The sequence below is a fragment of the Faecalicoccus sp. LCP19S3_E2 genome (assembly GCF_052121255.1).
GTDB lineage: Bacteria > Bacillota_I > Bacilli_A > Erysipelotrichales > Erysipelotrichaceae > Faecalicoccus.
The window spans coordinates 113013-125680 of sequence record NZ_JBQKEP010000003.1 but is presented as its reverse complement, the minus strand read 5'-3'; the positions used below and the strand labels follow the sequence as shown (position 1 = coordinate 125680).

Below are 12668 nucleotides of genomic sequence, written 5' to 3'. Positions count from 1 at the left end.
TAATGCCCTATTGGTTACAATCCTCTCGACTACATAGTCGATTTATATGTAAAATCAAATATAATAATTCTTCATCAGTTAATTTCCACTCAAGATTCTGTTTGATGTATTCTCTGATATGTAAAGCGCATTGATATGGTTCTGGAAATTCCTTGACCAATTTATCAAACATCTTTTTATTTTCTGATTGTATGTCAGTATGTCCTTGTTGTCGTTTTAATAAATATTGCATATGGGTGACAAATCGAGAATAATTAAAACTTCTTTTATTAATGGAAATTTTTAGTTGTTCTTCAATCATACCGGTAATATCAGCAATCACTTTTTTATCGTCCAATGAATCTATGTTATTTCTTTGCATATTTTCCGCATTGATGAAATGCAGGGCAATTCCGGCAGCTTCATTCATTGGCAGATGTATCCCTTTTTTCTTATTGATAAAAACCACTGATCTTTTTCCTATTTCTAACTCTGTTTCATAAAGATGTTCTAAATCGTACAGAAAAGGGATGTTGATCTTCATATTTTTTTCATAACGTTGAATCGCAAAATGAATGTGATCGGCTAAAGTAAATACGACATTTGAATTGAGTTCATTCACAATTTTTGTCTTTGCATAATCCACTATTTTAGCAGAGATTTCAAAAATATCTTCAGGTATCTCATTCAACAAATCCATCAAATTAGAACTCACGCCATAATAGGTTCTGGAAATTTTATTTAAATCATGAATTTCGTAAGGCACTTTGGGAAAACCGATTCCATTTCCAAAGGCAATTAATTCTTTTCCATTGTTATCTAAACATATGGCAACATTGTTGTTGATCTTTCTAATTACCTCCATCTTCAGCCTCCTAACTATTCAAAATAAATTACTTTATCATCCTTGGCATGTACAACCTTGTTTGGTTCTATACAATGGAATTTATAATCAGCACTATTGGTTATTACCATCGGTGTTATAAGATTGATTCCTTTTTCTTTCATAAAATCAAGATCGACTTTTGCAATCAACTCACCAACTGAAACTTTTGAACCTTTCTCTTTTACACAAATAAATCCCTGGCCATTTAAATTAACAGTATCCAATCCCACATGAATTAAGATTTCTGCACCATTTCTAGCTTTAAAGCCATAAGCATGAAAGGTGTGAGCTACCATTGTAAGTTCACCATCACAAGGAGCATAAAGATTCACATCATTTAATTCAAACGCAATCCCATCCCCCATCATCTTGCTCGCAAACACTTTATCCGGAACTTCTTCAAGAGATATTGTTTTACCATTTACCGGTGAATATAAAACACATTCTTTATTCTTTTTGAATCCAAACATAAACAATCCTCCAAAATAAAAAACTCTCTTTGACATAACCATGTATTCTACAACAGGTAATGCCTCAAGAGAGTAACAATCCTTTATTACGGATTAAGCTTAGCACGCATTGAAAGCGTTGTCAATCAAAACGCTTTCAATTATTTGTTTTCTTCCAGCTCAATATGGCGTAAAATGATCGTTTCGATCAATTCTGCTGCCAATTGTGGATCATCATTACAAACGATGTATTTATACTGGTACACCATCTTCATTTCATTGCTGGCTTTGGCAAGTCTTTGTTGAACAATTTCTTCCGGTTCTGTTCTACGTCCACGGATACGTCTTTCCAATTCCTCCATAGAAGGTGGTACGATAAAGATACTGATCGCATCCGGACATTTTTCCTGTACCTGTGTAGCGCCCTGTACTTCGATTTCCAGAAGAACATTCTTTCCTTCATCGCGCAAGCGGTTGACTTCCTTTAATGGCGTTCCATAATAATTACCGACAAATTCGGCATATTCCAACAATTCACCATTCTCGATGGCCTTTTCAAACTCTTCCCTTGTGGTAAAAAAGTAATCCACACCATCTTGTTCACCTTCTCGCGGCTTTCTTGTCGTCATAGAAGTAGAATACGCCAGATTCAATCGTTCATCTTCCGAAAAAATCTTTCGTATCGTTCCTTTTCCAACACCGCTAGGCCCACTTAATATAATCAATAGCCCACGTTTCATTCCCTTTTCTCCTTTTTTTATTACTAACATTTTACACCGAATGCACACAGTGTCAAAAGAAACTTAAGAATATGTTATAATGGTACAGCTAAAAGGAGGCAACTATGGCATTAGATGGTTTATTGTTGCATGTAATCAACAAACACTTACAGGCACTTTGTCCCTGTAAGTTAAATAAAATCCAAAATATAAGCGATGAAGAGCTTTTATTTGTCCTTCGTACACATACCAAGACCGAAAAGCTTGTCATCAATGTACATTCCAATACCAATCGTATTTACTTAAACGATTATACCTATCCTTCACAGATGGCTCCCAGCAACTTTGTGATGGTGCTCCGCAAAAACTGCAATCAGGCAATCATTGAAGATATTAAACAGATTGGTTTTGATCGCATTTTAGAAATGTCGATTGTTGCCCGCGATGAATTGGGCGATATCAAGAAATATAAATTATACATTGAATTGATGGGCAAATACTCCAACCTGGTTTTTGTTGATCAACAAGGAATCATCATTGATGCCTTAAAGCGCATACCGGTTTACGAAAACTCCAAGCGCTTGATCCATCCAGGTGCTCGCTATACATTACCGGATCCCGGTCATAAACAAGATCCGCTGCATGTAACACATATTGATACAGATACCAGCCTTGTCAAACAAATCTATGGTTTTTCGCCCTTGTTGTCAAAGGAATTCCTCTATCGATTAAACAAAGGACAAACGTATGAAACGATCTTGCAGGAGTTACTAAATTCCTCATCTCTTTATGTATATGAAAAGGATTTTCATGCCTTAGAGATGCAGCACATAGAACAAAAGCCAAAAATCTTTCCATTTATGGAAGGCTTTCATCATCTTTACCAGGAAGAAGAACAAAAAGCTCGTATCAAGGAACAATGTGGGGATGTCTTTCGATGTGTGGAAAAAGAAAAGAATAAAACCATCAAAAAGCTTCCCAAGCTGCAAAGCACGTTAGAACTTTCACAGGACTATCAAAAATATCAGGAATACGGTGATCTTTTATTTGCCTATATGGATGAAGTACCAAAAGAGCCGATCATTGAAGTTCCTTCTTTTGAACGAGATGAATGGGTACAGATCCCTATTGATATGCGCTATGATCTCAAACAAAACGCCAATAAGTATTATCAGAAATATCACAAATTAAAACGATCACTAGCCATATTAAAAGAACAGATCGATGCATGTAAGGAAGATATTGCTTATTTTACACAGTTAGAAGAACAGTTAGCTCATTGTTCTATTCCTGATGCGCTGGAAATTCGCGAGGAACTTGTCAAAAATCGCATCTTGTTTGTAAAAAAGAATCAAAAGAATACCAAACGCAAAAACAAGCCGAATTTACTATGTCTTCAAAAAGACGATTTTACAATCTTTGTCGGTAAAAATAATCTGCAGAATCATTACATTACACATCAAATTGCACGTAAAAACGACTTATGGTTTCATGTTAAAGATTATCATGGATCTCATGTTTTATTGAAAAGTGAACATGTAGATGAAGAACAAATTCGTATGTGTGCCAACCTGGCCGCCTATTATTCCAAAAGTAAAGATTCCAGCAGTGTACCGGTCAATTACACCACAATTTCGAATTTAAAAAAAGTTCCCGGAGCCAAAACCGGTTTTGTGACCATGAAAACCTATAAAACCATTTATATTGATCCCCAGGAGGCACCGGTGGAACAATGGATACAGGAATACAAAAAAATCTGATCAATTTGACCAGATTTTTTTATCCTTTGATTTCTACCGTTGATCCATCCGGACCCGGTGTATTTTTTAAGTAATCGATGATTTCCTGTTTTTTATCCGGTTTACAAGGCTTACACAAGAACGTGTTAACCTCTTTTGTGACCATGGCTTCAGCCATACCGGAACAACCCGGATAACCACATCCTCCACAGTTATAACCAGGAAGCATTCCTGTCACTTTTTCTACACGTTCATCCACTTCCACTTTGAGAAACCGGTCGGCAAAGCCTAACCCTAGTCCTAAAAGGCCTCCCAATACAAGCATCATGACGACTGCAATCAAAATCGTATCCAACATATCCTATTCTCCTTCTGCTTTCTTTATATGATGAGCAGGATTGTGTGAGCAGGAAAAATCATGACAGCCTTCACAATCGGCTTTCAGATCTTCACATCCTTCCGGTAATGGTGTCTTTTTGTTTAATAGATACAAAACGATATACACCAGTACCAGCGCTCCAAAAAACAATGCTGCTAAAAGGTATTTCATTATACGATACCTGCAAGTCCGGAAAATGCCATAGACATGATGGCTGCACAAATCAGGGCAATTCCATTTCCTTTAAAGGCAGCCGGTACATTGCTTAGCTCTAAGCGTTCACGAATGGTTGAAAAGATATACAATACAAGCGCAAAACCAAGCGGTGTACCAACAGAATATACCAGCATATGTGAAAAATCATAAGTATTGGTAATGTTGACTAAACATACATTTAATACAACACAGTTGGTCGTGATCAATGGCAGATAGACACCTAACGATTTATACAAGCTGGGACTGTACTTTTTGATGAACATCTCCGTTAACTGTACCAACGATGCGATGACCAGGATAAAGGTGATCAGTTCCATAAATTCCAAACTGATCGGAACCAAAACCAAATAATATAAAGCGTAAGTAACCAGAGCCGCTACCACAATAACAAAGACAACGGCAACACCCATTCCTAACGCACTAGACTTTTTCTTCGATACGCCCATAAAAGGACACATACCTAAGAACTGGTTTAAAATGACGTTATTGATCAATACACTGGTTACCAGTAAAGTTACTAATTCACTCATATTCTATTTCTCCTTTGCCTTTTCTTTGGCTTCCAGATGTACTTTATAAGCACCTAAAGCCGAAGCCAGACAAGCAAACGTAATAAAGGCACCTACCGGAGAACCAAATAAAGAAATGGTAAAATCTTCCGGGAACAGCGTGACATTCAATAGCACCTGCGCCGTATTAAACGGATTGGTGATCAAAATACCGCCGGTAGAGAGCACCTCACGAATAATGGACATGGAAAGTACCGCTAATGTATATCCAAGTCCCATACCAATTCCATCGATTGCACTGGCTACGATACCATTCTTGCTCGCAAAACTTTCGGCACGACCTAAAATGATACAGTTGACAACGATCAGAGGTATAAATACACCCAGACTTTCATTTAATGCCGGTGCAAATGCCTGAATCAACATTTGTATGATCGTTACTAACGTCGCAATAATCACGATGTAAACCGGAATACGAATCTCATCCGGTGTGATTTTTCGAATCATGGAAATGATCACATTCGACATCGTCAATACGATGATAACGGAAACACCCATACCGATCGCATTATTGATGGTTGTTGTAATAGCCAGTGTTGAACAGATACCCAGAAACAAAGAGAAAACCGGATTGTCTTTGATCAAACCATTTTTGAAATTCTTTAACTGATCCATATTCTTCCTCCTATTCTAAGCTTTCTACTACACTAGCCGCTTCATGGATCCCATTGACAACGGCACTCGAAGAAATCGTAGCCCCTGAAATCGTATCGAGTTGTCCATCGGCCGGATTACCTTCCATGGATTTTCTAAACGGTTCATCCAAGACCTGTGTTCCCAAGCCACTGGTATCCCCATTGGAAATTGCGATAAATTTATCGATGTTTAAATTATTTTTATCGATAGAAACTAAGAACGTTGTTCCCTGACTATAACCGGAAACGCTCATATTGAAGATGTAGAAATCTTGATAAGAATAAATCTTATTGATCGTTTTTGATTCAATGGAAGAAAGATCAACATTTTTAAAATCTTCAACATTGGCATCCGGATACATTTCCAATAAAGTTTCTCTTTCCTGTTTTGCCTCATTTTCGGCAATGACAGGTTCTGTCAGCTCATTAAAATAAGCTAAGGCACCACCAGCAATGACAGACACGATAGCTAAAAACAATGTTAAATGAAGAATCTTTTTCATAACGTTTCCTCCATTCTAACCGTTTCCACCATTGCTGTTTTTTCCGTGGCAGCTGTTGTAACCGGTTCTACCGAAGTAGCGGCATAGAAAGATACGGCAAGTCCTAAGATGGCTAAACAGCCTGCCATGATATAAGCTTTTTTCTTAACGACCAGCTGAACACCATCTAAGCTGCTTTCAATCATTGGCGTAAACATATTCATCAAAAGAATCGAATATAAACAACCTTCCGGAAGATTGGCCTTTAATCGCAACAAAACTGTGATTACTGCTGCTCCCAGGGCAAAGATCACACGACCCTGCGCACTGGTAGGGCTTGTGACCGGATCGGTTAACATGAACACCGCACCAAAGACGATACCACCGGTAACCATATGTAAAAGCGGATACCAGATAAAAGCCGGAATACCGTGATAGGAATCAATACCGCTTAATACGGCAACCACAGCTGTCAAAATAAAGATCGTTCCTAAATATACGACCGGAACACGCCAATCGATGATCTTACGTACACAAAACCAGATTCCGATCAATACGATCGCAAGGGTAAAGGTTTCTCCTAATGCCCCATCGTAAAAGCCTAAAGCTAAATTGGCAAAACCACCATATTGTGATAAAAAGGAATCCAATGCTTCCGCAGAGGCCGGCAGCCAATTAAACGTATTGGCTAGATAGGCTGTAGGAGTAGCCCCGGTTGTAATGCCTGCGGCAGCAGCACTGGTAAAGGCGGCAAAAATAACGGCTCTTCCGACTCCGGCCGGGTTAAAGATATTTTGTCCAAAACCGCCAAACAACAACTTTCCAAATACGATCGCAAAAATTGTGGCAATGATTAAAGCATAAACGGTCATGGTAATCGGCACCATCAATGTCAGGATAATACTTGTCACCCAACCAAATGACTTTTTCATATAAGTGATCGGATTCTCTTTATAAATCTTGGCAAAGATTGATTCACAAATAAACATTGTGACTAAAGAGCTTACCAACAACAAAACTTCATGTAATACATAGCTTGCACCATACGTTGTACCATTATAGAAACAAGATAAAAGGAAAAGAATCATCAGACCTACTGTCAGCTCTAACATGATCTTTTGTGTGGTCAGGCTTCCTTTTAAACTTGGTGATACGTGAAAATTAAATTTCATAGCTTGACCCCTCTTACTTCTTCTTTTTCAACATAACTGTTCGTTTTGCCTTACGAACATTTTCTGTTACATCGATATGACTCGGGCAAACATAGGTACAAAGTCCACACTCAATACATTGTAAAGCCCCTCTTTTTTCCATTTCTTTGGCATCACCGGCATTCACAGCCATGGCAATACGTACCGGTTGTAAGCCGGCCGGACAATGATCGCTGCATCGACCACAGCGTAAGCAGGCAATCGCATCATCTGCTACATTCGGTAAAACCGTAATCGCATTGGTCGCACGATCGATGACAAACTGATCATTGACGATCGTTCTTCCCATCATCGGACCACCGGCAATCAAACGAACGCTGTCTGTCGTATAACCGCCACAGGCTTTGATGACTTCCTGTACCGGTGTACCAACCGGACATTCCACGTTAGTAGGATTTTTAACCCCTTCACCGGAAACCGTTACGATCTTTTTAGTAATCGGCTCTCCTTTTTCAAACGCATAGGCTGCCGCAATAGCAGTTGTCGCATTACTGATGATCGTATGAGCTTCGGAAGGAAGACGATCATATTCTGTATGCAGGATCTCACGTACTAAAACACGTTCCCATCCCATAGGATACACATCCGGTACCGGATAGACTTCCATTCCCTGTTTATCATTCAGTGCATCCTGCACGACTTGAATTAGATCCGGGTGTGTTTTCTTGATCGCAATATACACTTTTGATACATCAGCCATCTTCTTAAAGATTTCACATCCCATCACAAAATGAGAAACATCCTTCATGATGATCTTATAATCGGCAGTAATATAAGGCTCACATTCAACCGCATTGATGATGATACAATCAATTCCATCCGGCTTCTGATACTTTACATAGGTAGGAAAACCAGCTCCCCCTAAACCAACAATACCGGCCTGTTTGATTTGTTCTACACATTCTTCCCTTGTTGCCGTATGATAATCCAAAGGCAAAAGCGCCTGTGTTTTTGTTTGTGATCCATCCAATTCTATAACCATATGGTCCATAGGCTTCAACATAGCACTCATTCGTTTTTTTATACCGATATAAGTACCGGAGACACTGGAATACAAAGGCACAAAAAAACCAGACTTTGTTTGCGCCAGTTTCGTACCGATCTGTACCTTGTCGCCTTCACTGACAAAGATTTCAAAGTCTGTATTGGCACCAGCGGCCAAAGGGATATAGACTTCTTTTTCAGGCATCAAAGAAATGACGTCTTTTTTCTCTGTCAAACCTTTACGTCCAGGAATATGATGATGCATTTCTCCCAGAAACAGTGACATATAAAAATCCCTCCTAATAATTCATTCTTTCTTATCATATTCTTTTTATGAAACAACTTCAAGGTCTTTTCCAAATGCATATGTCATCTTAATGTAACTCAAGAATTAAAAAATACAGTGACAAACTAATTTCATCACTGTATCAATTTAACTTAGGATGTATAGGATGTAAAAGTTTTTTTAAACACATCGTAAAGTACAAAGCTAATACATCCGATCATCAAAGGTAGAAATACAAAGTTTTGTATAAAAAGAGAGTTTTCTAACTGACCTTGAACAAAGAAAGTATGTATGAAGTAGTAAAAGACCACAAATATTATAAGAAATAATAGAAACTCTAATAAAATGAGAATACGTTTATTCTTTACGATCAGATCAATAGCCAATGAAAATAACGAATAAACAAGAGCCGGAACCACACACCATGCCCGCATAATATTCATGGCTTGAATCCATTGATATTCAATTGGAATCATGGAAAGTAAACCCCCATTAAAATACAGGCACAAGTATAAAAGAAAAACGAGACCAAAATCTTAAAAGAATGTAATTGTTTCACCAGTCCATCTCCTTTCTTTGAAAATCTTCAATAACATCTTAAAAAATCATTAAATTAGTTGGTGGTTCCACTCTTATTATCCATTTCAATTAAACATACAACCATTGACAAAATTAGTCCCAAAAAATCAAGATCAAATAAAAATAGTCTTTACCATATGCGATCATTTGATCATCTATAAAAAGCTTCTCAGCTTAACACCTACTTTAATTATAGACTAATCTTATTCAAAAAAAATAGCCTTATATCGATGGTTTTACTATGTTATAGCAATAAACTAGTCTCTTGACAGAAACATTCTTCGCTAGTCCTCGTTAGACTTTTTTATAGAGATTGACTATAATACAAATTATGGAAAAAAAGAGTAATACATTTAAAACCTGGATTTTGATTTCGTGCTGTTTCTTTGTATTGATTTGCAGTATCGTTTACTTCATTCAACATAAAACAAGTAATCTTCCTGATACACATTCTATTGTATTGACTGATGTTGGTTTTGATACATCGATCACCTTTGAAGCTGATTGTACTAAAGAAGAATTTGATTCATATGTCGCCATCGTAAAAGAAAGCTTTACACACTATAATCAGCTTTTTGATCAGTATCACGCCTATGATGGTATCAACAATGTATATACCCTGAATCATGAAGCTTATAAAAATCCGGTAAAGGTAGATACTGAATTAGTCGATTTGATTACGTATTCTTTATCCTTTAATGAAAAAGATACAGCTTTTGATATAACACAGGGAAAACTATTAGATATTTGGCATACATACCGGGAAGAAGGTTTAGAAAAAAATGCGCAGCAGGAAAGCGGTCGTCTTCCCGGCAATGAAGAAATCCAAGAGGCAAGAACTCATTCCGGAAGTGATAAGATACAAATAGAAGGCAATACGATTCGCTTTACCGATTCGCAATTTCAAATCGATTTAGGCGGTATCGCCAAAGGATATGCGACAGAACAAACAGCAAAAAAGCTGAAAGAAGAAGGATTGCATACCGGTTTTATCAATGCCGGAGGAAACGTGGTACTCATTGGCCATAAGTCCAATGAGGCATGGAAGATCGGCATTCAAGATCCGGATAAACAGACTTCCCTGCTTCGATTGGAATCCTCAGATCCTTTAGCCATAGTGACAAGTGGCGACTATCAAAGAAATTATGAAGTTGATGGCGTACAATATGCACACATCATTGATCCAAAGACCGGCTATCCGCCTAGGTATCATCGCAGTGTGACGATTTTTTGTAAGGATTCAACCTTAGCCGATGCACTCAGTACCGCCTTATTCTGTATGTCCTTAGAGGATGGTCAACAATTCATTCAAGAAAATTATCCAGATGTTGGTGTCGTCTGGATCGATTCAAAAGGTAACACATCCATCGAACCGGATCTTTCCACAAGTCAATATGATGTGTATATAACAGATAATTATAAAGATAAGGTAAATCTAAACTAAAATGGGGGTCATTTGTGATGACCCTTTTTATGATGGTTTTGTGTTTGTGTCGTATCATTACTTTGTCTTGTATGCCGACCGATGCGACAATGAATTTGTTTATTTTCCTGTGTACAGTTTTTAGTTTGTTCATAAATTTTTTGACAGACAGCTTCATCCTTGCTATATACAGTGATCATCCATTCTTCGTTATCATTCAAACCCTGCAGGATGTCTTCATAATACTGATGCCATGGATTCTCCTGTTTGCACCATTCTTTTCCCAGTTTGTCATACGTCGTCACATCAATTACTCGATCTAAACGATTGATCTGTAATTCGATAGATGTTTCTCCATCTAATGTAATAGTCACAACCGGAATAAAGTAAAACCAGTAGCTAAAGCCACAAACAAGTAAAGTTACCGCAAAGGAAAGTGCTAACTTTAAACCCCATCTTTTCTTGTGATGCATTTGATCATCAATAAACTGCTTTGTTTCTTCTTTGATTTGATTTGTACACTGAATCTTATCAAAATCTTCTTGGATTTCAAGACGCATCCCATTCACCTCCCAACTGCTTTTTTAATAATCGTTTTGCCTGAAACATCCACGTATAGATCGTATTGACTTTTTTCTTTAAGATCCTGGCAATTTCTGTTTCTTTATATCCTTCATATATAATATAAATAAATCACAGAGCGATACTTTTGCGGAAGGGACAAAACGTCTTCCAATACTTCCGGATGCTGAGGTGGTTCTGTTAAAAAAAACTGTTCAACTTTATCTAAAGATACGATATGCGAGTGGAAAAAATTTTTTCAGAATATCTTTACAGGCATTAATGCTGGCACGGATAAACCATGCCTTTTCATGCTCTTCACTTTCAAAAGGTTTATCGTGTTTTAAATACTTCAAAAAGACACTCTGCAAGACATCTTGTGTATCCGCTTCATTTTTCAAATACAGAAAACAAATTCGTGTGATCAGATTCACATATTTATCGATAGCCTGACTCACTTCCCGCTCGCTACGCATTGTATCGCTCCTATCGTAAATTTGAATACGTTCTATGTTTTACATGTTTTTGTGCACGACTCACATTGGCTGAACTCTCTTTTCTCTGACAATGATCGCAAATACCGTTTTGATCATCATCTTCATAAAAAATACAATTCTTGTGATCTTTATCCAAACAGAAATAATATCCATCTTGATAATCACAAATACCATCTTGATTGCCATCCAAAGTATTTAATTGTACATTCATTCTTACCATATCATTTTCAAAGATAGGTTGTAAATTGGTGTTGGTAAATCCGCCACTCATACAACAGCTAATACAAGTACCAATCAAAAGTGTTAATTCTTTCATCCTCATTTCCTCCTTTTCACCCTTAATACGATTGAAAGAAGGAAATCCTTTTAAAAATTTTTTAAAAATGGTTAGCCTTAACAAAGCAATACGTTAATATTTTTCACTTATAAAACCTATTGAATTCATATACTATATAAGCAGAAAGTGGGGTGTCCTTATGGCAACAAAAAGTTTTACTGATGTATATACTATTAACCGGTCTGATTTAAAAAGAATTCGTAATATCATGTTGGATACACGGAAGCTTGAACTTAAAACAGTAAAGGGACATCAAGATGTTAGAGACAAAGAAGAACTTCTACGAATTTTAGGATTAAATGAATAAATCTGTTTATAAAACGGTCTGCCTTAATGATTTAATCTATAAATTAAAACTCAGCAACGATGACATCCAAAAAATTCTTGCTGAGTTTTCTTGTCCCTTAAACAAAGATGTAGAATATTTTTTGAAGTTAAAGGCTATAGATTTTGAAAAAGTTAATTTAGCTAGAACCTATTTAGTCTATGCAATCAATAATAATGATTCAAAACTATGTGGAGTCTACTCCCTGGCATCAGGTCATCTTGTGTTGGATTCTAAAATATCAAGGGCTCAAAAGAAAAATTTTTTGGTACTATCTATTCATTTGGAAGGCACATCAATACACATTTAATTGGTCAACTCTCAAAAAATTATCATAATAACTATAATCAATTAATAAGTGGTACATCATTAATCGAATTAGCATTTCATAGGATAAAAGAAAAAATAAATG

Annotated in this window: 19 protein-coding genes; 4 read left to right on the top strand and 15 right to left on the bottom strand. The window is 36.9% G+C overall.

The window, feature by feature from the left end; genetic code table 11:
* Positions 1-7: 7 nt before the first annotated feature.
* The 3 genes from ACTQX6_RS03965 to gmk all read right to left on the bottom strand — a co-directional run bounded on the left by ACTQX6_RS03965 (position 8) and on the right by gmk (position 2054).
* Positions 8-844 (bottom strand): PRD domain-containing protein, encoded by an 837-nt coding sequence (locus ACTQX6_RS03965; RefSeq protein ID WP_294687097.1) that lies wholly within the window; start codon positions 842-844, stop codon positions 8-10.
* 14 nt (positions 845-858) lie between these two features.
* Positions 859-1335, bottom strand: coding sequence for a PTS sugar transporter subunit IIA (locus ACTQX6_RS03960; protein ID WP_117446881.1), 477 nt, complete (start codon positions 1333-1335; stop codon positions 859-861).
* Between the two features lie 140 nt (positions 1336-1475).
* A complete protein-coding gene (gene gmk / locus ACTQX6_RS03955) occupies positions 1476-2054 on the bottom strand; it encodes a guanylate kinase (RefSeq protein WP_168964490.1) in 579 nt (192 codons plus the stop codon).
* A 104-nt stretch (positions 2055-2158) separates the two neighbouring features.
* On the opposite strand from gmk, the gene ACTQX6_RS03950 reads away from it, so the two are divergent.
* On the top strand, positions 2159-3793 hold the full coding sequence (locus tag ACTQX6_RS03950; RefSeq protein WP_294687100.1) for an Rqc2 family fibronectin-binding protein: 1635 nt from the start codon (positions 2159-2161) through the stop codon (positions 3791-3793).
* Positions 3794-3812: 19 nt separating this feature from the next.
* On the opposite strand, the gene ACTQX6_RS03945 is transcribed toward ACTQX6_RS03950, so the two are convergent.
* The 8 genes from ACTQX6_RS03945 to ACTQX6_RS03910 form a co-directional block, all read right to left on the bottom strand.
* Positions 3813-4130, bottom strand: coding sequence for a (Fe-S)-binding protein (locus ACTQX6_RS03945; RefSeq protein ID WP_206198179.1), 318 nt, complete (start codon positions 4128-4130; stop codon positions 3813-3815).
* A gap of 3 nt (positions 4131-4133) precedes the next feature.
* Positions 4134-4322: a hypothetical protein gene (locus tag ACTQX6_RS03940; protein ID WP_022788996.1), complete on the bottom strand. Its 189-nt coding sequence runs from the start codon at positions 4320-4322 to the stop codon at positions 4134-4136.
* The gene (locus ACTQX6_RS03935) at positions 4322-4897 is read right to left on the bottom strand and encodes an electron transport complex protein RnfA (RefSeq protein WP_117446884.1); all 576 of its coding nucleotides are present in this window, start codon (positions 4895-4897) and stop codon (positions 4322-4324) included. The genes ACTQX6_RS03940 and ACTQX6_RS03935 overlap by 1 nt, the downstream gene beginning before the upstream one ends.
* Positions 4898-4900: 3 nt before the next feature.
* Positions 4901-5551, bottom strand: coding sequence for an electron transport complex subunit RsxE (gene rsxE / locus ACTQX6_RS03930; RefSeq protein ID WP_117446885.1), 651 nt, complete (start codon positions 5549-5551; stop codon positions 4901-4903).
* A 10-nt stretch (positions 5552-5561) separates the two neighbouring features.
* Entirely contained in the window at positions 5562-6074 is a 513-nt protein-coding gene (locus ACTQX6_RS03925) for an FMN-binding protein (protein ID WP_117446886.1), read from the bottom strand.
* Positions 6071-7225: an RnfABCDGE type electron transport complex subunit D gene (locus ACTQX6_RS03920; RefSeq protein ID WP_168964485.1), complete on the bottom strand. Its 1155-nt coding sequence runs from the start codon at positions 7223-7225 to the stop codon at positions 6071-6073. Before ACTQX6_RS03920 ends, ACTQX6_RS03925 begins: the two co-directional genes overlap by 4 nt.
* 13 nt (positions 7226-7238) lie before the next feature.
* Positions 7239-8534 (bottom strand): RnfABCDGE type electron transport complex subunit C, encoded by a 1296-nt coding sequence (locus tag ACTQX6_RS03915; protein ID WP_168964484.1) that lies wholly within the window; start codon positions 8532-8534, stop codon positions 7239-7241.
* Between the two features lie 152 nt (positions 8535-8686).
* The gene (locus ACTQX6_RS03910) at positions 8687-9010 is read right to left on the bottom strand and encodes a hypothetical protein (RefSeq protein WP_294687104.1); all 324 of its coding nucleotides are present in this window, start codon (positions 9008-9010) and stop codon (positions 8687-8689) included.
* A gap of 434 nt (positions 9011-9444) precedes the next feature.
* On the opposite strand from ACTQX6_RS03910, the gene ACTQX6_RS03905 reads away from it, so the two are divergent.
* Entirely contained in the window at positions 9445-10557 is a 1113-nt protein-coding gene (locus ACTQX6_RS03905) for an FAD:protein FMN transferase (RefSeq protein WP_294687106.1), read from the top strand.
* Between the two features lie 8 nt (positions 10558-10565).
* On the opposite strand, the gene ACTQX6_RS03900 is transcribed toward ACTQX6_RS03905, so the two are convergent.
* The 4 genes from ACTQX6_RS03900 to ACTQX6_RS03885 all read right to left on the bottom strand — a co-directional run bounded on the left by ACTQX6_RS03900 (position 10566) and on the right by ACTQX6_RS03885 (position 11910).
* Positions 10566-11096 carry a hypothetical protein gene (locus ACTQX6_RS03900; RefSeq protein ID WP_117446891.1) on the bottom strand — a complete coding sequence of 177 codons (531 nt, stop codon included), beginning with the start codon at positions 11094-11096 and terminating at the stop codon, positions 10566-10568.
* On the bottom strand, positions 11086-11181 hold the full coding sequence (locus tag ACTQX6_RS03895) for a hypothetical protein (RefSeq protein ID WP_259295353.1): 96 nt from the start codon (positions 11179-11181) through the stop codon (positions 11086-11088). The genes ACTQX6_RS03900 and ACTQX6_RS03895 overlap by 11 nt, the downstream gene beginning before the upstream one ends.
* A gap of 137 nt (positions 11182-11318) precedes the next feature.
* A complete protein-coding gene (locus ACTQX6_RS03890; RefSeq protein ID WP_229035521.1) occupies positions 11319-11573 on the bottom strand; it encodes an RNA polymerase sigma factor in 255 nt (84 codons plus the stop codon).
* A gap of 10 nt (positions 11574-11583) precedes the next feature.
* Positions 11584-11910 (bottom strand): hypothetical protein, encoded by a 327-nt coding sequence (locus ACTQX6_RS03885; protein WP_294687109.1) that lies wholly within the window; start codon positions 11908-11910, stop codon positions 11584-11586.
* Positions 11911-12070: 160 nt separating this feature from the next.
* Here ACTQX6_RS03885 and ACTQX6_RS03880 point away from each other — a divergent pair, with 160 nt between their 5' ends.
* Complete coding sequence (locus ACTQX6_RS03880; RefSeq protein WP_181965649.1) at positions 12071-12238, top strand: hypothetical protein; 168 nt, start codon at positions 12071-12073, stop codon at positions 12236-12238.
* Positions 12231-12566 carry a hypothetical protein gene (locus tag ACTQX6_RS03875; RefSeq protein WP_320863242.1) on the top strand — a complete coding sequence of 112 codons (336 nt, stop codon included), beginning with the start codon at positions 12231-12233 and terminating at the stop codon, positions 12564-12566. The genes ACTQX6_RS03880 and ACTQX6_RS03875 overlap by 8 nt, the downstream gene beginning before the upstream one ends.
* Positions 12567-12668 lie beyond the last annotated feature (102 nt).

What these genes read in the sequence shown, in the direction of transcription:
- ACTQX6_RS03965 (WP_294687097.1), bottom strand. Translation starts at nt 844, where the DNA reads ATGGAGGTAATTAGAAAGATCAACAACAATGTTGCCATATGTTTAGAT.
- ACTQX6_RS03960 (WP_117446881.1), bottom strand. Translation starts at nt 1,335, where the DNA reads ATGTTTGGATTCAAAAAGAATAAAGAATGTGTTTTATATTCACCGGTA.
- gmk (WP_168964490.1), bottom strand. Translation starts at nt 2,054, where the DNA reads ATGAAACGTGGGCTATTGATTATATTAAGTGGGCCTAGCGGTGTTGGA.
- ACTQX6_RS03950 (WP_294687100.1), top strand. Translation starts at nt 2,159, where the DNA reads ATGGCATTAGATGGTTTATTGTTGCATGTAATCAACAAACACTTACAG.
- ACTQX6_RS03945 (WP_206198179.1), bottom strand. Translation starts at nt 4,130, where the DNA reads ATGTTGGATACGATTTTGATTGCAGTCGTCATGATGCTTGTATTGGGA.
- ACTQX6_RS03940 (WP_022788996.1), bottom strand. Translation starts at nt 4,322, where the DNA reads ATGAAATACCTTTTAGCAGCATTGTTTTTTGGAGCGCTGGTACTGGTG.
- ACTQX6_RS03935 (WP_117446884.1), bottom strand. Translation starts at nt 4,897, where the DNA reads ATGAGTGAATTAGTAACTTTACTGGTAACCAGTGTATTGATCAATAAC.
- rsxE (WP_117446885.1), bottom strand. Translation starts at nt 5,551, where the DNA reads ATGGATCAGTTAAAGAATTTCAAAAATGGTTTGATCAAAGACAATCCG.
- ACTQX6_RS03925 (WP_117446886.1), bottom strand. Translation starts at nt 6,074, where the DNA reads ATGAAAAAGATTCTTCATTTAACATTGTTTTTAGCTATCGTGTCTGTC.
- ACTQX6_RS03920 (WP_168964485.1), bottom strand. Translation starts at nt 7,225, where the DNA reads ATGAAATTTAATTTTCACGTATCACCAAGTTTAAAAGGAAGCCTGACC.
- ACTQX6_RS03915 (WP_168964484.1), bottom strand. Translation starts at nt 8,534, where the DNA reads ATGTCACTGTTTCTGGGAGAAATGCATCATCATATTCCTGGACGTAAA.
- ACTQX6_RS03910 (WP_294687104.1), bottom strand. Translation starts at nt 9,010, where the DNA reads ATGATTCCAATTGAATATCAATGGATTCAAGCCATGAATATTATGCGG.
- ACTQX6_RS03905 (WP_294687106.1), top strand. Translation starts at nt 9,445, where the DNA reads ATGGAAAAAAAGAGTAATACATTTAAAACCTGGATTTTGATTTCGTGC.
- ACTQX6_RS03900 (WP_117446891.1), bottom strand. Translation starts at nt 11,096, where the DNA reads ATGCGTCTTGAAATCCAAGAAGATTTTGATAAGATTCAGTGTACAAAT.
- ACTQX6_RS03890 (WP_229035521.1), bottom strand. Translation starts at nt 11,573, where the DNA reads ATGCGTAGCGAGCGGGAAGTGAGTCAGGCTATCGATAAATATGTGAAT.
- ACTQX6_RS03885 (WP_294687109.1), bottom strand. Translation starts at nt 11,910, where the DNA reads ATGAAAGAATTAACACTTTTGATTGGTACTTGTATTAGCTGTTGTATG.
- ACTQX6_RS03880 (WP_181965649.1), top strand. Translation starts at nt 12,071, where the DNA reads ATGGCAACAAAAAGTTTTACTGATGTATATACTATTAACCGGTCTGAT.
- ACTQX6_RS03875 (WP_320863242.1), top strand. Translation starts at nt 12,231, where the DNA reads ATGAATAAATCTGTTTATAAAACGGTCTGCCTTAATGATTTAATCTAT.